At 72.6% G+C, this 21166-nt stretch carries 16 protein-coding genes; 8 read left to right on the forward strand and 8 right to left on the reverse strand.

Annotated elements, in window-relative coordinates:
* Window positions 1-3: 3 nt before the first annotated feature.
* Together ACFFRH_RS22585 and mfd are read right to left on the reverse strand one after the other, a co-directional pair.
* The gene (locus ACFFRH_RS22585; RefSeq protein WP_386159314.1) at window positions 4-648 is read right to left on the reverse strand and encodes a SurA N-terminal domain-containing protein; all 645 of its coding nucleotides are present in this window, start codon (window positions 646-648) and stop codon (window positions 4-6) included.
* A 27-nt stretch (window positions 649-675) separates the two neighbouring features.
* The gene (gene mfd, locus ACFFRH_RS22590) at window positions 676-4218 is read right to left on the reverse strand and encodes a transcription-repair coupling factor (protein WP_344749952.1); all 3543 of its coding nucleotides are present in this window, start codon (window positions 4216-4218) and stop codon (window positions 676-678) included.
* 153 nt (window positions 4219-4371) lie between these two features.
* Between mfd and ACFFRH_RS22595 the strand changes: the two genes are divergently transcribed.
* Together ACFFRH_RS22595 and cysC are read left to right on the forward strand one after the other, a co-directional pair.
* A complete protein-coding gene (locus tag ACFFRH_RS22595; protein WP_386159318.1) occupies window positions 4372-5100 on the forward strand; it encodes a class I SAM-dependent methyltransferase in 729 nt (242 codons plus the stop codon).
* 118 nt (window positions 5101-5218) lie between these two features.
* Entirely contained in the window at window positions 5219-6448 is a 1230-nt protein-coding gene (gene cysC / locus ACFFRH_RS22600) for an adenylyl-sulfate kinase (protein WP_386159321.1), read from the forward strand.
* Window positions 6449-6676: 228 nt separating this feature from the next.
* Here the strand turns inward: cysC and ACFFRH_RS22605 are convergent, their stop codons facing one another.
* Window positions 6677-7783 (reverse strand): glycoside hydrolase family 26 protein, encoded by a 1107-nt coding sequence (locus ACFFRH_RS22605; RefSeq protein ID WP_386159324.1) that lies wholly within the window; start codon window positions 7781-7783, stop codon window positions 6677-6679.
* A gap of 322 nt (window positions 7784-8105) precedes the next feature.
* Here ACFFRH_RS22605 and ACFFRH_RS22610 point away from each other — a divergent pair, with 322 nt between their 5' ends.
* The 6 genes from ACFFRH_RS22610 (at window position 8106) to ACFFRH_RS22635 (ending at window position 15389) form a co-directional block, all read left to right on the forward strand.
* Window positions 8106-9671, forward strand: a complete 1566-nt coding sequence (locus tag ACFFRH_RS22610) for a hypothetical protein (protein WP_386159327.1) — start codon at window positions 8106-8108, stop codon at window positions 9669-9671.
* Entirely contained in the window at window positions 9668-10960 is a 1293-nt protein-coding gene (locus tag ACFFRH_RS22615) for a hypothetical protein (protein WP_344743852.1), read from the forward strand. The genes ACFFRH_RS22610 and ACFFRH_RS22615 overlap by 4 nt, the downstream gene beginning before the upstream one ends.
* A complete protein-coding gene (locus tag ACFFRH_RS22620; protein ID WP_386159330.1) occupies window positions 10957-12072 on the forward strand; it encodes a hypothetical protein in 1116 nt (371 codons plus the stop codon). Before ACFFRH_RS22615 ends, ACFFRH_RS22620 begins: the two co-directional genes overlap by 4 nt.
* Window positions 12069-12926 (forward strand): sulfotransferase family protein, encoded by an 858-nt coding sequence (locus tag ACFFRH_RS22625; RefSeq protein WP_344743845.1) that lies wholly within the window; start codon window positions 12069-12071, stop codon window positions 12924-12926. The genes ACFFRH_RS22620 and ACFFRH_RS22625 overlap by 4 nt, the downstream gene beginning before the upstream one ends.
* Window positions 12914-14230: a lipopolysaccharide biosynthesis protein gene (locus ACFFRH_RS22630; protein ID WP_344743844.1), complete on the forward strand. Its 1317-nt coding sequence runs from the start codon at window positions 12914-12916 to the stop codon at window positions 14228-14230. The genes ACFFRH_RS22625 and ACFFRH_RS22630 overlap by 13 nt, the downstream gene beginning before the upstream one ends.
* Before the next feature lie 187 nt (window positions 14231-14417).
* Window positions 14418-15389, forward strand: a complete 972-nt coding sequence (locus ACFFRH_RS22635; RefSeq protein ID WP_344743843.1) for a sulfotransferase — start codon at window positions 14418-14420, stop codon at window positions 15387-15389.
* 69 nt (window positions 15390-15458) lie between these two features.
* Here ACFFRH_RS22635 and ACFFRH_RS22640 read toward each other — a convergent pair whose 3' ends face one another.
* From ACFFRH_RS22640 to cysD, 5 genes are all read right to left on the reverse strand, one after another.
* Window positions 15459-16757, reverse strand: coding sequence for a WecB/TagA/CpsF family glycosyltransferase (locus ACFFRH_RS22640; RefSeq protein WP_386159335.1), 1299 nt, complete (start codon window positions 16755-16757; stop codon window positions 15459-15461).
* Entirely contained in the window at window positions 16757-17698 is a 942-nt protein-coding gene (locus ACFFRH_RS22645; protein ID WP_344743841.1) for a glycosyltransferase family 2 protein, read from the reverse strand. The genes ACFFRH_RS22640 and ACFFRH_RS22645 overlap by 1 nt, the downstream gene beginning before the upstream one ends.
* Window positions 17695-18627: a sulfotransferase gene (locus ACFFRH_RS22650; protein WP_386159338.1), complete on the reverse strand. Its 933-nt coding sequence runs from the start codon at window positions 18625-18627 to the stop codon at window positions 17695-17697. The genes ACFFRH_RS22645 and ACFFRH_RS22650 overlap by 4 nt, the downstream gene beginning before the upstream one ends.
* A gap of 248 nt (window positions 18628-18875) precedes the next feature.
* Window positions 18876-20138 carry a sulfate adenylyltransferase subunit CysN gene (gene cysN / locus ACFFRH_RS22655; protein ID WP_344743838.1) on the reverse strand — a complete coding sequence of 421 codons (1263 nt, stop codon included), beginning with the start codon at window positions 20136-20138 and terminating at the stop codon, window positions 18876-18878.
* Window positions 20139-20241: 103 nt separating this feature from the next.
* Window positions 20242-21156, reverse strand: coding sequence for a sulfate adenylyltransferase subunit CysD (gene cysD / locus ACFFRH_RS22660; protein ID WP_344743837.1), 915 nt, complete (start codon window positions 21154-21156; stop codon window positions 20242-20244).
* Window positions 21157-21166 lie beyond the last annotated feature (10 nt).

A 21166-nucleotide genomic window follows, 5' to 3' on the forward strand; every position in this document is an offset into this window, starting at 1 on the left:
AGGCTACTGCTGCGGCGGCGCGGGCGGCGCGTCGGCGGGGCCGGGGGCGGCGGGGGCGCCGAAACGGCCGGCGTCGACGAAGACGCTGGGCTGCTGCTCGCTCCGCTGCTTGTTCGGCGTGCCGTACCGGGGGTTCCAGGTGATCGGCACGGCCTGCAGGTCCTTGATCGCCTGCTCCTGGCCGCGCTGCAGGGCGGCCTCGTCCGTGCCGCCGCCGTACTTGGCGATGAGCTTGCTGAACAGCAGCTGCGCCCGGATGAAGGGGCGCATCTGCGAGGGGGCCACGGCGTTCTGGAGCAGCTGCTGCTCCAGCTTCTCCTGGCCACCCTGGCCGGCGACCAGCTGGTCGATCTCGCCCTCGGTGATCGTGATGCCCTTGCTCTCCGCGACCTTCGCGAACTGCTTGGCGTTGGCCATCTGGAAGAGCACGAGCTGCGGGACGCTGTCCTGGAACTTGAGGTCCGCGGGGGTGACCTTGGCCTTGGCCAGCGCCGCCTCGTACTCGCGCACGTTCCTGTCCAGCTCACCGGAGCTGATGCGCTCCCCGCCCACGACGGCGGCGGCGCCGGCCTGGTTCGGAGTGCAGGCGGTCAGCGCGACACCGGCGGCGGCGACCGCCAGGATGACGCGGATTCGAGTCGACTTCACATGCGTTCCCTTCACGACAAACGCCGCTTACTCTACCCGCACCGTTTCGAGGAACATCGCCTCGACGAGATCACCGCACCACTTGAGCAGATCCAGGTCGCGCAGCGGCTGGCCGCCGAGGGGCCTGGTCTTGGGCACCGGCACCAGCAACGTACCGGCCGCCTGCTTCAGCAGCGCCTTCGGGTAGAGCCTTTGCAACCTGACCTGCTGGGAGTCCTTCAGGTCCACCGGAGCGAACTTGATGTTCTGCCCCTGCAGGGTGACGTCGGTGAGCCCGGCGCGGCGGGCGCGGATGCGGAAGCGGGCGACCTCCAGCAGGTTCTCCACCTGCTGGGGCGGCCGTCCGTACCGGTCGACGAGCTCGTCGCGCACCGCACCGATGTCGGAGTCGGAGCCGATCGCGGCGATCCGCTTGTACGCCTCCAGCCGCAGCCGCTCGGAGGTGACGTAGTCGTGCGGGATGTGGGCGTTGATCGGCAGCTCGACCTTGACGTCGGGCCGCTCGTCCTCCTGGTAGGTGCCCGCCAGCTTGGCCTTCTGCTCCTGCACGGCCTCGGCCATCATGCGGACGTACAGGTCGAAGCCGACGCCCGCGATGAAGCCCGACTGCTCGGCGCCCAGGATGTTGCCCGCGCCGCGGATCTCCAGGTCCTTCATCGCGACGTACATGCCCGCGCCCATCTCGGTGTGCTGGGAGATGGTGGCGAGGCGCTCGTGGGCGGTCTCGGTGAGCGGCTTCTCCGGCGGGTACAGGAAGTAGGCGTAGCCGCGCTCGCGGCCCCGGCCGACCCGGCCGCGCAGCTGGTGGAGCTGCGACAGGCCGTAGTTGTCGGCCCGGTCGACGATCAGGGTGTTGGCGTTGGGAACGTCCAGGCCGGACTCGACGATCGTGGTGCAGACGAGCACGTCGAAGTCGCGCTCCCAGAAGCCCACCATGATCTTCTCCAGCTGGTGCTCCTGCATCTGGCCGTGCGCGACGGCGATCCTCGCCTCGGGCACGAGCTCGCGCAGCATGGCCGAGACCTTGTTGATGCTGGCCACGCGGTTGTGGACGAAGAACACCTGGCCGTCGCGCATCAGCTCGCGCCGGATCGCGGCGCCGATCTGCTTCTCGTCGTACGGGCCGACGAAGGTGAGGATCGGGTGCCGCTCCTCCGGCGGGGTGAGGATCGTGGACATCTCCCTGATGCCGGTGAGACCCATCTCCAGGGTGCGGGGGATCGGGGTGGCAGACATGGCCAGCACGTCGACCTGGGTGCGCAGGTGCTTCATCGCCTCCTTGTGCTCGACGCCGAACCGCTGCTCCTCGTCGATGATGATCAGGCCGAGCTGCTTGAACCTGACCTCGGGCGAGAAGAGCCGGTGCGTGCCGATCACGATGTCGACCGAGCCCTCCCGCAGGCCCTCCATGGTCGCCTTGACCTCGCCGTCGCTCTGGAACCGCGACAGCGGCCTCACGTTCAGCGGGAACCCGGAGAAACGCTCGGCGAAGGTCGACATGTGCTGCTGCACCAGCAGCGTGGTCGGCACCAGGACGGCCACCTGCTTGCCGTCCTGCACCGCCTTGAACGCCGCCCGCACCGCGATCTCCGTCTTGCCGTAGCCCACGTCGCCGCAGATCAGCCGGTCCATCGGGATCGGGCGCTCCATGTCGCGCTTGACCTCGTCGATGGCCTCCAGCTGGTCGCCCGTCTCGGCGTACGGGAAGGCGTCCTCCATCTCCCGCTGCCAGGGGCTGTCGGGCGCGAAGGCGTGTCCCGGCGAGGCCATCCTGGCGGAGTACAGGCGGATCAGCTCTCCGGCGATCTCCTTGACCGCCTTCTTGGCCTTGGTCTTGGCCTTGGCCCAGTCGGCGCCGCCCATCCGGTTGAGGGTGGGCGACTCGCCGCCGACGTAGCGGGTGACCTCGTCGAGCTGGTCGGTCGGCACGTAGAGCCGGTCGCCCTTGGCGTACTCGATCACCAGGTACTCGCGGGTGGCGCCCTGCACGGTCCGCTGCACCATCTCGACGTAGCGGCCCACGCCGTGCTGCTCGTGCACGACGTGGTCGCCGACCTTGAGCTGGAGCGGGTCGACCATGTTGCGGCGCCGGGAGGGCAGCCGCCGCATGTCCTTGGTCGACGCCTTCTGGCCGACCAGGTCCAGGTGGGTCAGCACGGCGAGCGCCGGGGTGACGAACCCGTGCTCGACCAGGCCCGTGGTGACGTGGACGACCTTCTTGTCGGGCACGGTGTCGAGGCCCGGCTCCAGGCGCGCGGGCAGGTCGACGCCCTTGAGCAGCTCGACCATGCGCTCGGCGGGGCCGTGGCCCTCGCTCAGCAGGACGACGACCCGGTCGGAGTCGAGCCAGCCCTTGATGTCGGCCAGCGCCCGCTGGGTGTCGCCCCGGTAGGACTCCACCTCGCGCGCCCTCAGTGCCTGCCCGCCGCCCGGGGCGACGTCGTCGGTGCCGGCGCCGAACGGCGCGAGCGACCACCAGGGCTGGCCGAGCCGCCGCGCGTGGTCGCGGACCTCCTCCAGGTCGCGGAACGCCGCCGCCCCCAGGTCGATCGGCGCCTCGCCGCCGGAGGCCGCGTTGATCCAGGACGCCTCCAGGAACTCCTGGCTGGTCCGCACCAGCTCGTCGGCGCGCCCCCGGATGCGCTCCGGGTCGCACACGAAGATCGCCGCCTGTCCCGGCAGGTGGTCGATGAGCAGGTCCATCTCCCCGGCGAGCACCGGCGCGAACGCCTCCATGCCCTCCATCGGCACGCCCTCGGCCAGCTGCTCCAGGATCTCGGCCAGCGAGGGGTGCGCCTCGGCGAGCTCCCCCGCCCGCTCCCTGACGTCGGCGGTCAGCAGCAGCTCCCGGCAGGGGGCGGCGAACAGCCCGTCCCCGGCCACCTCCAGCGAACGCTGGTCGGCGACCTTGAACCAGCGGATCTCCTCGACGGTGTCGCCCCAGAACTCCAGCCGGAGCGGGTGCTCCTCCGTGGGCGGGAAGACGTCGAGCAGGCCACCCCTGACCGCGACCTCACCGCGCTTCTCCACCATGTCGACCCGGTGGTAGCCGTTCTCCACGAGGCTGTGGACGACCGTGTCGAGATCGGCGTCGTCCCCGGCGCGCAGCCGCACCGGCCGCAGGTCGCCCAGCCCCCGGACGATCGGCTGGAGCAGCGCCCTGATCGGCGCGACGACCACGTGCAGCGGCCCCGCCGAGTGGTCGCCCTCGACCGGGTGCGCCAGCCTGCGCAGCACCGCCAGCCGCTGGCCCACGGTGTCGCTGCGCGGCGACAGGCGCTCGTGCGGGAGCGTCTCCCAGGCGGGGAAGACCGCGACGGTGCTCTCGTCCAGGAGGCTGGTGAGGGCCGAGGCGAGATCCTCGGCCTCGCGCCCGGTGGCGGTCACCGCGAGAACGGTCCTGGCCGCCCCCTTGGCCCCCTCCCTGGCCAGCGCGGCCACCGCGAAGGGGCGCAGCGCCGGCGGCGCGACCAGCGACACGTCGGACGAGTCGCCCCCGCGCACGTCCTGAAGAAGGGAAGCCAGCTCAGGCTCCCCGGCGACAAGGTCCAGAAGTCCGGAAAGACTCATCAGATTCGCCCACAGCCCCACGACGGCAACACGACAACCCCGGGCCGGGAAGACACGGGGGGTACCTGCTCAAGGCTACTTGCCCAGGCGCCCGCTCTCGCAAAGAGTGGTAAATGCGCGACGAATCGTGCTGAGTTGACTACTCTTGGTTACATGTCAGAGGTGAGGTCGGTCGTCGATCGAGACGACTTGTTGAGTCAGCGGATCAGAGAGCAGTGGAGCAGCCAGCTCGGCCGGCGGCTCGACATCCTGATCGCCGGGTGCGGATGGCCTGAACCGCTTGATCTGGCGGAGACGGAGTCCAGGGTCATCGGGATCGACGAGGACCTGCCCGTGTTGCGCACGAGCACGTCCGCCCGCAAGGACCTGGACTCATGGGCGCTGGGCGACCTGCGCTCGGTGCCGGTGCCCCCGCGGGCGTTCGACATCGTCTACGTGTCGTTCCTGCTGGAGCGGATCGAGCACGCCGAGCTGGTGCTCGACCGGCTGCTCACCGGGCTGCGCCCCGGCGGGCTGCTGCTGGTCAGGATGCGCGACCGGGCCTCGGCGTACGGGGCGTGCGACCGGCTGGCGCCGTCGAGGCTGCGGCGGGCGGTGTGGCGCAGGTTCGCCCCCGCCGGGACCGTGGGCCCGCTGCCCGCCGTCTACGAGCAGATCGCCTCGCGCGAGGGGATGCACTCCTTCTGCCTGGTGCGCGGGCTGATGGTGACCGAGGACATCTCCGCCAGCAGCGGGTCCGCGCTCCGCGGACCTCTCGGTAAGCTTGCCCGCGCCGCCTGCTCGGTGGTGGAGGCCCTCTCCAGGGGAAGCCGGCCCGCGTCTCACGACGAGATAACCATGGTGATCCGCAAGCCCCAGAGCCACTTCGCCCGGTTGATCTGAGATCCACCGGACCGGAGCACCCGGGATTCACCGCACCGGTGGATCCCAGGCTCGCCGGACAGGGGCCCATCGTGAGCGGGCGCGGCAGGAACCTCCGACGATCACGATGGTGGAGCAGATGACGGCGCCTTTCGAGTGGACCCCCGACGCCCGCGAGCTGGCCGACCTCGAGCTGCTGCTCTCCGGCGCCTTCAGACCGCTGACTGGCTTCCTGAGCTCGGCGGACGCGCACACCGTCGACGAGCGCGGCACGCTCGCCGACGGCACGCCGTGGCCCGCGCCGGTCACCCTCACCCTGCCGGACGACCACCCCGCCGCCCCCGGCGACCGGATCACCCTGCGCGACCCCGAGGGCGCGGCGCTGGCCGTGCTGACCGTGACCGGGCGCGAGAACGGCTTCGTCGCCGGTCCCGTCGAGCCCCTGGACGCCCCCGAGCACGGGCCGTTCGCCCGGCTGCGCCGCACCCCGGCGCAGGTCCGCGAGGAGCTGGGCGGGCGTGAGTCGGTCCTGGCCGTCACCATGCGCGGGCCGCTGGGCGACCTCGGCGAGATCATCGCGACCGCGCAGGAGCTGGAGGCGTCGATCCTGCTGCTCCCCCTGGCGTACGGCGAGGGCGGCCCCGCGGTGGTCCGCGCCGCGCTCAAGGCCCGCGACGGGCTGCCCGAGGGCACGCTCGTGGCGGTGGTGCCGCTGGCGCCCAGGGAGCCCGCCATCGACCTGGAGCTGCGCGAGCGCGTGGCCGAGGCCTACGGCGCGACCGAGCACCTGGCGGGCCCCGAGCCCGTGACGCTCCCCGGCCCCCCGCACCGGCGGGGGCTGGTGGTCTTCTTCACCGGCCTGTCCGGCTCCGGCAAGTCGACCGTCGCCCGGGGGCTGCGCGACGCGCTGCTGGAGCGCGGCAGCCGCACGGTGACCTACCTCGACGGCGACGTGGTCCGCCACCTGCTCTCGGCGGGGCTGACCTTCTCCAAGGAGGACCGCGACCTCAACATCCGCCGCATCGGCTTCGTCGCCGCCGAGGCCGCCAGGCACGGCGGGCTGGCGATCTGCGCGCCCATCGCGCCCTACGCGGCCACCCGCGAGGAGGTACGGGAGATGGTCGAGGCCGTCGGGGCCGACTTCCTGCTGGTCCACGTGTCCACCCCCCTGGAGGAGTGCGAGCGCCGCGACCGCAAGGGGCTCTACGCCAAGGCCCGCGCGGGGCTCATCCCCGAGTTCACCGGCATCTCCGACCCGTACGAGGAGCCGGACGACGCCGACCTGGAGATCGACACCACCGGCATCAGCGTGGACCGGGCGGTGCACCAGGTGCTCGACCCGCTGATCCAGGGGGGCTGGATCCGCTGACCCGGGTCAGAACGGCCCGGGTCCGGCGGTCCGGATACGAGGACCTGAGCCCGACGGGCCGGGGCCGGGGACCCGGATTCCGCCGCCCGGGTCCGAGGAGCTTGGATCCGACGGTCTGAGCCCGAGGACCTGGGTCCGGCGGCCCATTCGCGCCCGCGGTGAGGCCCGGTGATCGTGAGCCGTGAGCCGTGATCGTGGCCGTGATCGTGGCCGGTGGTGCGGCGGGGGTCACCCGGCGGGGACGGCGGCGTTGAGGCGCGCGTCGCGGGCGAGCTCGCCGAAGGCCCTCCGGCCGCCGGGCGTGGTGTCGAACCGGGTGTCGCCCCGGGGGGCGCGCGGCGAGTCGAAGTAGATCAGGGCCTTGATCTGCGGATACTCGCCGATCTCCCGGCGTACCGAGGCGAAGAACGACTCCTTGAACCCGGGCCTGTCGTGCCGCTCGAAGACGCCCCACTCGGCGAGCATGACGGGCTTGTCCGGGAAGCGGTCCCGCATCCACCGGTAGAACCCGGACCACCGGGGGAACTCGGGACGGGTCTTGTTGACCAGCCCGTCGAAGCTGTGGACCCTGTGGTCGACGTAGGGGTCCATCGCCACCCAGTCGACCACGTCGTCACCGGGATAGAGCTTCTCGAACCAGGGCTCGGACGCCCAGTTGGGCGCGCCCATGTAGGTCATCACCGTCACCGCGTTGGTCACGCCCCCGTGCCGCAGGCGCGTCACCACGTGCCGGAACATGGCGGCGTAGTCGGCCGCCGTCATCCCCCTGCCGCGGGCCTCCCGCACGTCGTTCTCCGGCTCGTGGTGGATCGTGAGGAAGAACTTCTCGGGGAAGGTGTGCACGATGTGGGCGGCCAGCCGGTCGATCCGCGCGTCCAGCGCCCCGCGGGCGATCTGCTCCCAGGTGTGGTCGAGGGACGGCTTCCAGTTGACCAGCAGGAGCCTGCGGCCGTCCGGGTCGCGGGCGATGGCGCGCTCCGCGGGGGTCGGGAAGAGCTCGTCGCCCCGGTGGTAGACGTGCATGATGTCGGCCGGTCGGCCCATACGCTTCTCCGCCCTCTCCAGGGCCCGCCCGGGGGGCCTCCCCGTGAAGATCTCCGGCGCGATGCCCCACCAGGCCCCGCAGGAGGGGACGAGCCTGGCGCTGACCTCGCAGGCCGCCCGGGACGGCCCGGCGGACGGGTCCGGCGCGCCTGTGACCCCCAGTGCCTCGGGGGTTTTCCCGGCGCCCGCGGCGTTCGAGATCCGGCCGCCCCCGCTCAGCCCCACGATCACCAGTGCGAGGGTGCCCAGCCCCAGCGCCAGCACGAGGCCGGAACCGGCGATTCTGACCACACGCGGAATTACGTCCATAGTGTCATTTTTCCGATGCACCGGTTCCTCACAACTGTCGCGCGTACACATTTCGTGGACGGCCCTCGACCATCACGGGGGAACACCTTCCCATCGCCCGGACGCGCCTCGTCCAGGACTTTGCCGGTCCGTGCCGTAGCCCCGGAGCGAACGACAGGAAATGTCGGATAAATGACCGTTATCTCCCCGTGATTAGCGGGAGCAACGCGAAGAAAATCTTGTGTATTGGTTCGGGGAAATGGAAACCCGACCTATAGTTCCTAGGGTTCCCAGCGCCTGTTCGCCGGAGAGGCATACGCGACACATGAGCCCGTCACCGGACGCTCCCGTCCGCCGTGGAGGCGAGGATCTGGCGGACTACGCGTCGCTTCTCCGCCGCCGATGGCCGATCGTCCTCTCCCTGTTCCTCGCCGGAGCCGGTTGCGGCCTCGCCCTGCTGTGGCTCACCCCGGCCTCCTACACCGCCTCCGGGCAGGTCCTGGTGACCGCGACCGGCTCGCAGGAGCAGACCAACCAGGTCACCGCCCGCCAGCGCGAACCGCTCAACCTCGACACCGAGGCCCAGGTGGCCCGCTCCGCGGTGGTCGCGGCGAAGGCCCGCCGGCTGTTCGGCGGCCTCCCCTGTGCCGCGGAGGTCTCGGTGCCGCCCAACACCTCGGTTCTGGAGATCTCCTGCGCCGCCGCCGATCCGAAGGCCGCGGCCTCGGGCGCGGGCGCGTACGCCCTCGCCTACCTGGCCCAGCGCCGCGAGTCCGCCACCCAGATGCTCACGGCCCAGCTCAAGGTCGTGCTGCTCAAGCTGAGACAGGCCAACGCGGGTCTCACCAAGCTCGCCACCGAGCTTCCCGGCCTCGGCAGGGGGACCACCGAGCGGGCCCTCGCCCTCCAGCGGCAGAGCGTCCTCGCCCGCCAGGTCCAGAGCCTCACCGCCAGATACGACGCCGTCAAGACCGTCGCCGTCACCCCCGGCTCCGTGATCAGCCAGCCGGTGGCACCGGCCGAGCCCACCACCCCCCGCCCGCCCCTCTATCTGGGCAGCGGCCTCATGGCGGGGCTGCTCTGCGGCGTCGGGGCCGCCTGGCTCCGCGACCGCCTCGACACCGCCCTGCGGACCGCCGCCGACGTCAGGCGCCTGACCGGCCTCGACGCCGTCAACGGCGGGGAGACGCCCGACCTGGCGGGCGCGGTGCTCGTGGTCTCCGTCCCCGGCACCTCCTCACGCGAGGTGAAGGACGCCGTACGGGCCCTGAACGAACGCGGGGTCCCCGTGGTCGGCGCGTTCGTCGTCGGAGACGAGATCCCGTCGGTCCCATCGGTGCCGTCGATGCCTTCGGTGCCGTCGTTCCCCTCCGCTCCCCCTGGCGCCTCCGCCGCCTCCACGCGGGTTCCGCGGGTCCCGCGTGTCTCGCAGACACCGCAGGTTCCCCACGTCCCGCAGGCCCCGCACTCCTCGCAGGCTCCCCACGTCTCACCGGCCCCGCGTGTCTCGCCCGCGCCGCGGTCCGGCGGGGCACGAGACCCCGAGAGCCTGCCGAGGAGAGGCGGGCGGCCACTCGCCGGCCTGGCCGGCGGCACGGCGAGCGGTACGGCCGCCCCCGAGTCCCCCGGCGAGAGCCCGGAGGCATCCGCCCGGCCGGGAACGCACGGGATGGGTGGAATCAGCGGGATGAGCAGGACGAATGGCGCGAGCAGCACGGGTGGCGACGGGCCACGCGGGGCGCACGGAGCACGCGGAGTGAGCGGGGCGGACGGAGCGAGCGGGGCGGGCGGATCGGCTGGAGCGTCGGAGGCGCTGCTCGCGCCCAGCACGTACGGGAACGTTCCAGTCGGCGGGCAGGCGGCGGTCGGGCGGAGGGGGCGCAGGTCGTGAGGGGTCCGCGTCCGGCCGTCTGGCCGATCGCCGCGCTCCTGGTGGGATACCCGGTCTGGTGGGCGCTCGGCTTCGGGGGCCTGTCGGTGATCGTGGTGGCTCCGGCGATGGCGCTGGTCCTGTGGCGGAGACGGCCGATCAGGGCACCGCGCGGCTTCGGCCTCTGGCTGCTGCTCCTCGCGGGTTACCTGATCAGCGCGCTCATGCTCGGCGAGATGCCGCCCGGCACCTACGGCGAGTTCGGCGCCGGACGGCTGATCGGCTACCTGATGCGCCTGTGCCTCTACGTCGCACTGTTGATCATGGTGCTCTATCTGGGCAACCTGACGCGGGAGGAGCTGCCGCAGCTCACCCTGGTGCGGATGCTCGGCGCGCTGTTCCTCACGACCGTCGCGGGCGGCCTGCTGGGCGTGTTCGCCCCGCGCGCCGAGTTCACCTCGCCGGTCGAGATGCTCCTCCCCGGCTGGATCAGCGGCAATCCCTTCGTCCACAACCTCATCCACCCCACCGCCGCCCAGGTGCAGAGGGTCCTCGGCCACGCCTCGCCGCGCCCCGAGGCGCCGTTCGAGTGGGCGAACGCCTGGGGCGGCAACCTCTCGGTGCTGCTCATCTGGTTCGTGGTCGGCTGGTGGGTGTACGGCGGGCCGCGCAGGCGCCTGGCGGTGATCCCGCTGGTCGCGCTGGCCGCGATCCCCGTCGTCTACTCGCTCAACCGCGGCCTGTGGATCGGGCTCGGTGTCGCCGCCGCGTACGTCCTGCTGCGCCTGGGCACGCGGGCCCGCGTCGCGACGTGCGCGGTCCTGACCGCGGGGGCGCTGGCGTTCGCCCTCAGCCCGCTGCAGGCGATGGTGGCCCAGCGGCTCGACAGCCCGCACAGCAACGACATCCGCGCCTTCACCGTCTCGGCGACCCTCGCCGCGACGGGCACCGCGCCGCTCGTCGGGTACGGCAACACCCGCAACGCCACGGGCAACCACCGGACGATCACCACCGGCAAGAGCGGGTGGTGCCCCACCTGCGGCCACCCTCCGCTGGGCGGGGACGGCCAGCTCTGGCACCTGATGATCACGCAGGGTTTCACGGGGGCCGCCCTCTACGTGGCGTTCTTCGCGGGGGCCGTCCGCCGCCACTGGCGTGACCGGAGCCCGATCGGCCTGGCGGGGGTCCTCGTGATGATCCTCACCCTCCTCTACATGTTCGTCTACGACGGGCTGGTCACCCCGCTCAGCCTGTACCTCGTCTCGTTCGCGCTGCTCTGGAGGAACTCGATGGCGAGCACGGCCGCATGAACGACGCCCGCGCCCGCCTGCGCTACCTGGACGAGACCCTCGACCTGCTGTTCCCCGGCCCCGGCGACCCGAGCCCGTACACCCTGCTCCCGCACCGCCTGCTCCCCCGCAGGCTGGTCCCCCGCGCGTGGTGGCACCCCGGCGGGCGGGTCACCGTGCCCTCGGGCCGGGACGGCATCGAGAGCCACCTGAGCGAGGTGTTCGGCACTCCGGTCCGCGTCACGCTGCGCGTGCGGCCCGCCCGGCGGGCCAACCGCAAGCCGATCCTGGAGGCGCGCGCCGCCGACGGGCCGATCGCCTTCGTGAAGATCGGCGACACCGACCTGACCCGGGAGCTCGTCGCCCACGAGGCGCGCACGCTCGGCCTGCTCGCCGGTGTGCCGCTGAAGACCGTCGTCCCGCCCGCCGTGCTGCACCACGGGTCCTGGCGCGGCCTGTCCGTGCTGGCGCTGACCCCGCTTCCGGTACGGCGGGGACGGATACCCGGAGCCGTCCTCACCGACGCGATCGCCGAGATCGCCCGCATTCCCGGGGGCCGTGCCCCGGAGCGCGCTCCGCTCGGCGACCCGGCCCGGGGACACCCGGCTCCGGGAGATCCGCTTCCCGAAACTCCTGTTCGCACCGGGCAGGCCCCCTCAGACGCCCGTACCTGGCAGACCCCCGGAGACCCCGCCCGTACCGGGCAGGCCCTTGGAGGCCCGCCCTCAGTGGACCCGCTCCCCGGAGACGCGAGCCGGGGCCCAGGAGGGCAGGGGTTCTCCTGGCACGGGGACCTGACGCCGTGGAACATCTCGCGCGGCCCCGACGGGCGGCTGCTGGTCTGGGACTGGGAGCGGTTCGGCACCGGGGTCCCGCTGGGCTTCGACGCCGTCCACCACTTCTTCCAGCGAGCCCTGCGCCGTGACGATCCGGCCACCGCGGCCAAGGCGTGCGTGGCGCGGTCCCTGCGGATCCTCGCCCCGTTCGGGCTGTCGGCCGCCGAGGCCCGGCTGACCGCGCTCCACTACCTGATCGCCCTCGCCGACCGCCACGCGGCCGACGGCCACACGCCCCTCGGCCCGCCGGAGCTCTGGCTCACCCCTCTCGCCGACTCCCTGGAGATCCTGTTGTGAAGCCCGCGCTGAAGCGTTCGGTCCACGCGGCGTCGGGGGTGATAGGCCGCCTCACCTCGGGAAGCCGGGTGCTGCCCTCCTTCCTCGTCATCGGCGCGCAGCGCTGCGGCACCACCTCCCTGTACCGCGTCCTGTCCCAGCACCCGCTCGTCATGAAGCCCGTCCTGCGCAAGGGCGTCCACTACTTCGACACCGCGTACGACCGGGGCCTGTCCTGGTACCGCGCGCACTTCCCGCTGCGGATGTCGGCCTCCCGGCTCGCCCGCAGGTACGGCAGCCGCCCCCAGGCGTTCGAGTCGTCGCCCTACTACCTGTTCCACCCGCTGGCCGGTCCCAGGATCGCCCGCGACCTGCCGGGCGCCAGGCTCATCGTGCTGGTCCGCGACCCCGTCGAGCGGGCCTTCTCCGCGCACGCGCACGAGCTGGCCAGGGGCTTCGAGACGGAACGGTCCTTCGCCAGGGCCGTGCGGCTGGAGGAGGAGCGGCTGGCCGGGGCCGAGGAGGCCCTGATCGCCTCGCCGCACTCGACGAACCTGGCCCACCGCCACCACGCCTACCTCGCCAGGGGCCGTTACGCCGAGCAGCTCGCCCGCCTCGAACCGCTGGTCGGCCGCGACCGGCTGCTCGTCCTCGACAGCGGCCGGTTCTTCGCCGAGCCCGATCTCGTCTACGACCGCGTGCTGGCGTTCCTCGGGCTGCCGCACCTCGGCGACCCGGTGTTCGAGCGGCACAACACCCGGACCAGGCCGGGCCCCATGTCCCGCAAACTCCGCCGCGAGTTGACGGCCTACTTCGCGGAGCAGGACACCCTGCTGACCTCTTGGCTGGGCGCGGAGCCGTCGTGGCGTCGCTGACCACCACCCGCCTGGCGACCCTGGCGACCCTGTCGGGCTTGACGGGGGCCGCGCGGGGCGGGGTGGCGGGGCTGGCGGGAGCGGGAGCGGGGGCCGCCGCGCAGTTCCTGACGGCCGTGGTGGTCACCAGGGGGGTGGGGCAGGAGACGGCCGGCCTCTTCTTCTCGGGGACCGCCCTGTGCCTCGCGGTCGCCGCGGTCCTGCGGCTGGACGCCGGGAACGGGCTCGTCCACTTCATCGCCAGGTCCCGGTCCCTCGACCACCGTCACACCTCCGGCTACGTCCGCGCCGCGCTCGTCCCGGTCGCCGCGCTCTCGCTGGCGGCCGGCGCGGCGGTCGTCCTCACCACCTCCGACCCGGTGCTGCGGGTGCTGGCGGTGGCGCTGCCCGCGGTGGCGTGCTCGGGCGTCGTGGTGAGCGCGACCCGCGGGTTCGGCTCGATGCGGCCGACCGTGCTGCTGGACGGGGTGCTCCAGCCGGTGGCCCAGTCGCTCCTGGTCGGGGCGGTGGTGCTCGCGGGCCGCGACTCGGTGCCGCTGCTCGCCGCGGCGTGGGCGCTGCCGTACCTGCCGGTGCTGCTGCTGGCCTCGATCTGGTTGCGCCGGCGGCTGCCCCGCTCCCCCCGCATGCCGGGCACCGCGCGTGACCTGTGGCGCCACACCTGGCCCCGGTCGCTGGCGGCCGGGATCCAGGCGGTGTTCCAGCGGCTGGACGTCGTGATCGTGGCGCTGCTGGCCGGGCCCGCCGAGGCGGCCGTCTACACCGCCGCCACCCGCTTCAAGATCGTGGGCCAGCTGGCCGGTCAGGGACTGGCGCAGGCCACGCAGCCGAGACTGGTGCGGGCCCTCGCCGGGGGCGACCTGCCGCGCGCCCGGGAGCTGTACCAGTCGGCCACCCTCTGGCTGGTCCTGCTGACCTGGCCGATCTGGCTGGGGTACGCCGCGCTCGCGCCCTGGCTGCTCGGCGCCGTCTTCGGGGACGGCTACACCGGCGGCGCGCCGGTGGCGTTCGTACTGGCCGCCACGATGATGCTCGCCACGGCGTGCGGGATGGCCGACGTGGTGCTCACCTCCGCCGGGCACACCGGCTCCAGCCTGGCCAACCTGGTCGCCGCCGTCGCGACGGCGGTCACGCTGGACCTGCTGCTGATCCCCTCGGCGGGCTCGCTCGGGGCCGCCCTCGGCTGGGCGGGCGGCACGGTGGTCAAGAACCTGCTGCCGCTCTGGCGCATCCACCGCCTGTACGGCCTGCGGCCCTTCGGCACGCACAGCCTGGCCGCCCTGAACCTCCGGCGGGCACCGTGACCACGCGACCCGGCCGCCCCGAACTCCCGGCGACCACCGCGCCCGCACGCCCAGGCCAGCCCGGACGCCACGACCACACGCGGCCTGACCGTCCCGGGCGCCACGACCACACGCCGTCCGGCCGTGCCGGGCGCCACGACCACACGCCGTCCGGCCGTGCCGGGGCCCTGGACGGGCGGTGCGGGCCGTGACGCCCGTGCTGGTCACCGGGCTGCCCAGGACCGGGACGAGCTGGACGGGCAGGATGCTCGCGGCGAGCGGGGAGCTGGTCTACGTCAACGAGCCGCTCAACCCCGAACACCCGCCGGGCCGCTCCCCGGGCGTCCTCGACGCCGTGGTCGGCCACCGCTTCCAGTACATCTGCCCCGACAACGAGCGGGCGTGGCTGCCCGCCTTCGCCCGGACGGTCGCGCTGCGCTACGGGTTCTGGGCCGAGCTGCGCCGCAACCGGTCACCGTACGACCTGGCGAGGATGGTCCGCTACGGCACCGCGTTCACGCTGGGGCGGCTGGGCGGGCGCCGGGCGCTGCTGGACGACCCGTTCGCGCTGTTCTCCGCCGGATGGTTCGCCGACCGGCTGGGCTGCCGGGTGATCATTCTGCTGCGCGATCCGGTGGCGTTCGTCGGCAGCTGGCAGCGGCTCGGCTGGACGGTCTACTTCCACGAGCTGCTCGAACAGCCGCTGCTGGTGCGGGACCAGCCCCACCTGGAGGCGTTGCGCCCGCTGATCGGCTCCCAGGACCGCGTCGCCAAGGCCGTGGCCCTGTGGCGGGCGGCCGGGATCACCGCCGCCGACCTGGCCGACCGGCACCCGGGAATCATGCTGGCCCGCTACGAGGACCTGGCCCGCTACCCCCTGGCGGGCTTTCGCCGCCTGTACGAGTGGGCCGGCCTGACCTGGTCGGCCCGCGCGGAGGAGCGCGTCCGCCGCGCGTGCACGTCCGTTCCGGGCACGGCCGCTCCAGACACGGCCACTTCGGGCACGGTCACCCAAGGCACGGTCACCTCGGGCACCGGCTCCGGTGGCTTCGCCTGGAGCGGCCTGTCCCGCACGGCCTACCGGCCAATGGACTCGCGCCGCGCCCTCGCCGAGGCCGGTGCCCGGCTGAGCCCCGAGGAGGCCCTCCGGGTGCGGGAACTGGCCTCCGCGAAACGCTGACGGCCGATCACGAAGTGCGGCGAAGGGCCGGGTGCCGGCACCTTCACCGCCTTCACGGCCTCGACGGCCTCAGGAGAAGAGACCGCGTACGAGGGAGACCGTGAGGAGCCGGAGCGCGTACGGCAGGTCGTCGACCAGGTAACGGCGGGCGAGCCTGCCCGGCTCCCGCGTCAGCCGGAAGACCCACTCCAGGCCGCCGCGGCGCATCCACGCCGGCGCCCGCCGGACGGTGCCCGCGGCGAAGGCGATCGCCGAACCGCAGCCGACGAACCAGGTGCCCGGCAGGTCCCGGCGGAGCGAGGTGATGAGCCGCTCCTGCCGGGGGAAGCCGAGCCCGACGAAGACCAGCCGGGGAGCGGCGGCGATCACATCGTCGCGCACCCGGGCGTAACTCTCGGGATCGTCCTCGAACCCGTACGGCGGGGCGCCGACCCCGGCGATCACCAGCTTCGGATGGCGATTCACCAGCTCGCGGGCCGCCCGCGCGGCCGTGCCAGGGGGGCCGCCCAGCAGGTACACGGGATGGCGGTAGAAGGCGGCGGCCTCCGACAGGGACCAGATCAGGTCCGCGCCGGTGACCCTGCCCGGGAGGGGGGTGCCGAGCAGTCTCGCCGCCCACACCAGCGGCATGCCGTCCGCCACCGCGAGGTCGGCGCGCTCGACGAACCGGCGGGCCCGGGGGTCTCGGGCGACGGTCCGGCTGATGTCGACGTTCGGGGTGACGAGGTGGCCGCCCTCTCCGCGTTTCAGGGCGGCGACCACGTGGTCGACGACCTCGCTCTCGGTCATCGGGTCGATCGCGACCCCCGCCACGTGCACGCGCCTGCGCAGGCGCCTGCGGGTGGCCTTGTCGGGCCGGGGCCTGCGGCGGGGGACGCCCGAGGTCGCCCCCCGCCTGGCGACCGGCGTTCCGGCCCGCCCTGCGACGGCGGGCAGGCCGGGCACCGGATCGTGACCGGTGGTCGCGGACCGGTGGTCGGTGAGAGGCCGGATCGGCGCCGCGACGTCACGGGCGGCCGGGGCCACGGGCCGCGTCACCGGGGACGACATGACCGGCGAATCGCGGCGCGTGACCACCTGCGGGGGCTCGGCGGCCCGCCCCGGTGGGAGCGGAACGACCGGCAGGCCGTGGCGAACGGTCGTGTGCGGGCGCTCGACGGCCTGCCCCGCCGCGGACGGGGCGAGCACCAGACCGTGGCGGGGGGACACCGGCGGGCGCTTGACGGCGTGTCCCGTCAGGAGCGAGGCGACCGGCGGGCCGTAGGGCGCGAGTGCCTGCGGGCGCTCGACGGCCCGGTCCGGCGTGGACGGCACGATCCAGGCACCGTGGCGGAGGGTCACCCGAGGCTGCTCGGTGATGGGCGCCATCAGATGCCGTGCCCTCGGTGGTTCAGGACGCTGAGCATGGTCCTCGCGGAGACCAGGCCCGCCGCCACCGCGAGCGCGATGGGCGCGCGGGGCTCACCGTGGCGGGCGGTGAACGCCCGCCAGGCCCAGCGGCCCGCCTCCCGCCGCTGGCCGAGGGCCGCGTGGTGGAAGGCGAGCTGACCGTAGACCCGCGCCGCGCCGCGCGGATCCACGGCCAGATCAGGGTGCCGGGCGAGCATCCACTGCAGCCCGGCGATCCGGTCGGCCCAACGGGCCACGTACGAGGAGCCGCCCCAGCGCACCCGGACCAGAGGCCGGTCGACGTGCACGATGGGGTGCTGGGCGGCGGCGCGCAGCGCCAGGTCCCAGTCCTCGTTCTGGCCCTTGGGGGCGCTCTCGTCCGCCCAGAGCCCGCCGCGCCGGAACAGGAAGGTCGAGGAGTGCACCATCACCATCCGCGAGCGCACCAGGTGGCGGTAGGTGACGCGGCTGGTCCCGGCCAGCCGGGGGATGCGGCGCGATCCGTACTCGACCTCGATGGCACAGCTGCAGAAGCGCGCGTCCGGCTCCGCCTCCAGGGCGGCGACCTGGGCCCTGACCTTGCCGGGCAGCCACTGGTCGTCGTCGTCGCAGAAGGCGACCATGTCGGTACCGAGCGCCGCGATGCCGGTGTTGCGGGCACCGGGCAGACCCGGGGTGAGCCGGTTGGCCATCACCCGCACGCCGCGTGAGGGAGCGTCGCGCAGGCCGGGCGCGAGTGCCCGGCTGGCCAGGAGGTCGGCCACCTGATCGGCGACCCAGGCCGGATCACCTCCGTCCACGACGACGACGACCTCGACGGGGCCGGGGTGGTCCTGGCCGAGCACGGCGAGCATGGCCGCGCGCAGCTGGTCGGGCCGGTGTCCCCGGGTGGGGATGACGACACCCACCGATGCGTTCACGCGAGTCTCCTGTGATAGCCATACTTGATCATGAGGGGCCAGGTCAGCGCGGTGACCAGGCGCGACTGCCGGGACGACGCGACGGCGCGCCAGCTGTCGTCCCTGGTCAGCTCCGTACGGCCGATCGTGAAGCGCACGGGGTTGCCCGAGGCCGTGTGCGCCGTCGAGAGCTCCGCCCAGCCGCCCGAGAGGAAGTCGAGGCGGCACGGGAGGCCGATCCTGGCGACCACGCGCCTCAGCGTGTCGGCGGGGGCGTCGAGCAGGTCCTCGTAACGGATCCGGGTGACCGGGACGCCCCTGCGGGCGAGGAGTTCGAGGCCGAGGTTCTCGCTCAGCCAGTGCAGCGAGGTGCGGGAGGGCGACCAGTGGGTCATCGGGCGCCCGTCCTCGGGGCGCGCGACCCTCCTGCGCCAGGAGTGCGCGACGGCGCGGGGGTCGCGGACCACGTGGACGACCTGGACGTCGACCCCGGCCGCCGCGAGGCAGAAGGCGAGCGAGGCGTGCTTGCTGGAGTCGATCACGACCGGGCAGTCGGCGACCTCGCCCGCCGCGTTGTACAGGTCACGGTAGACCGCGGCGTACTCGTCCAGCTCGGCGGTGCCGGGCGTCGGCCACCTGCCGGTGCCCGCCCGCTCCTCGGCCAGCAGCCTGGCCAGGGTCGGGATGCGCCGGGTGCGGTCGACACGGGACCTGAGCGCGATCATCCGGTGGGCCAGGCCGTCGGACCAGCCGCCGAACGCGCGCTCGCCGACCTTCTCCCAGAAGGGGCACGCCCCGAAGGGCTCGCCGCAACCGCAGGACTCGTCCGCGAGCACGCTCCTGGCCCAGAGGTGGACGACCTCGCCGAGCGGCGCGATGCCGGGGACCTCCCCCAGCAGGCGCTCCAGCAGCGTGGTCCCGCTGCGGCCGAGGCCGCCCAGAAATACCACCCGAGCAGGTGACGGACTATCAGACACAGGCACGAATCCTTACCCGACGGATACGGAACGTGCCGAGGCTAGCGCGGAGCGTAACGGAGGAGTCAGAGAACGGACAAAGGATCTACCCAGCGGGTGTAACGCCGCCCGTCTCCTGAACAGAGAGGCGCCGGAAACGGCGACCGCCCGCGGCCGTCGTGGCCCTGTCTCTCACGTGAGAGGAGGGCCACGACGGCCGCGGGCGGTCAGGCAGGGCGTGCCTACCGGGCGTCGACGATCATCCCGGCGCCGACCGTGTTGTTGGTGGACTCGTCCACCAGAATGAACCCGCCGGTGAGGCGGTTGCGGGCGTAGTCGTCCACGAACAGGGGCTGGGTGACGCGGAGCGAGACCCGCCCGATCTCGTTGAGGCTGAGCGACTGGGCCGTCTCGTCGCGGTGCAGGGTGTTGACGTCCAGCCGGTAGTGCAGGTCCTTGACCAGGGCGCGGGCCGTGCGGGTGGTGTGCTTGATGGTCAGCTTGGTGCGCGGGGCCAGCTTGGTGGCGTCCGCCATCCAGCAGATCATCGCCTCCAGTTCCTGGGAGACCTGCGGCTGGTTGTTCGGGCGGCAGATCATGTCGCCGCGCGAGATGTCGATGTCGTCCTCCAGCCGCAGGGTGACCGACATCGGCGGGAACGCCTCGTCGACCGGCCCGTCGAAGGTGTCGATCGACGCGATGCGCGTGGCCAGGCCCGACGGGAGGTGCACGACCTCGTCACCCGGCTTCAGCACCCCTCCGGCGACCTGGCCCGCGTAGCCGCGGTAGTCGTGCAGGGAGGGATCGGTGGCCCGCTGCGGGCGGATGACGTACTGCACGGGAAAGCGCACGTCGACCAGGTTGCGGTCGGAGGCGATGTGCACGTGTTCCAGGTGGTGGAGCAGGGAGGACCCGTTGTACCAGGGCGTGTTCTCCGAGCGGGACACCACGTTGTCGCCGTGCAGCGCCGACATCGGGATGAACGTGAGGTCCGGCGCGTTCAGCTTGGAGGCGAACGCGGTGAACTCCTCGCGGATCTCCTCGAACCGCTCCTGGGAGTAGTCGACCAGGTCCATCTTGTTGACGGCGAGCACCAGGTGCGGCACCCGCAGCAGCGTGGTGAGGAACGCGTGCCGCCGCGACTGCTCCAGCACCCCCTTGCGGGCGTCGATCAGGACGATCGCCAGGTCGGCGGTGGAGGCGCCGGTGACCATGTTGCGGGTGTACTGGATGTGGCCGGGGGTGTCGGCGATGATGAACTTGCGTTTTGGAGTGGCGAAGTAGCGGTAGGCCACGTCGATCGTGATGCCCTGCTCCCGCTCGGCCCGCAGGCCGTCGGTGAGGAGCGACAGGTCGGTGTACTCGGTGCCGCGGTCGCGGGAGGTGCGCTCGACGGCCTCCAGCTGGTCCTCGAAGATCGCCTTGGAGTCGAAGAGCAGCCGCCCGATGAGCGTCGACTTTCCGTCGTCGACACTTCCCGCCGTGGCGAAGCGAAGGATGTCCATCAGCGCTGCTCTCCAGAGGTCGTACGGCGTGCGCGGCGGGACCGCGTGGGAAGGGGCTCGCGCGGGGCCGGGTGGCACGGGGAGCCGGGGAGACGGACGCTCACTAGAAGTATCCCTCCCGCTTGCGGTCCTCCATGGAGGCCTCCGAGGCGCGGTCGTCGGCGCGGGTGGCGCCGCGCTCGGTGATCCGGGTCACCGCGATCTCCTCGATGATCGCCTCGACCGTCGCGGCACTCGACTGGACGGCGCCGGTGCAGGTCACGTCGCCGACCGTCCGGTAGCGGACCGTCATGTCCAGCAGTGACTCGTCGTCGTCACGGGTGATGAACTCGCTGTCGGCGAGCAGCATGCCGTCGCGCTCGAACACCTTGCGGGTGTGGGCGAAGTAGATCGACGGAATCTCGATCCCCTCGCGCCGGATGTAGTCCCAGATGTCGAGCTCGGTCCAGTTGGACAGCGGGAACACCCGGATGTGCTCGCCCTTGCGGATCCTGGCGTTGTAGAGGTTCCACAGCTCGGGGCGCTGGTTCTTGGGGTCCCACTGGCCGAACTCGTCGCGGAAGGAGAACACGCGCTCCTTGGCGCGGGCCTTCTCCTCGTCGCGGCGGGCGCCGCCGAACACCGCGTCGTACTCGTTCTCCTCGATCGCGTCCAGCAGCGTCGTGGTCTGCAGCCGGTTGCGCGACGCCCTGCGGCCGGTCTCCTCGGTGACGCGCCCGGCGTCGATGGAGTCCTGGACGCTCGCGACGACCAGGCGGGCGCCCAGCTCCCCTGCGCGGCGGTCGCGGAACTCGATCACCTCGGTGAAGTTGTGCCCGGTGTCGACGTGCATCAGAGGGAAGGGAATCGGCGCCGGCCAGAACGCCTTCTCCGCGATACGGAGCATGACGATGGAGTCCTTGCCCCCCGAGAAGAGCAGACAGGGGCGCTCGAACTCCGCCGCGACCTCGCGCATGATGTGAACAGCCTCTGCCTCGAGGACGTCGAGCTGCGACGTGGTGTAGTCGCGCTGAAGCATCAGACTCTCC

The organism is Streptosporangium vulgare, assembly GCF_042428775.1.
GTDB classification, from domain to species: Bacteria; Actinomycetota; Actinomycetes; order Streptosporangiales; family Streptosporangiaceae; genus Streptosporangium; species Streptosporangium vulgare.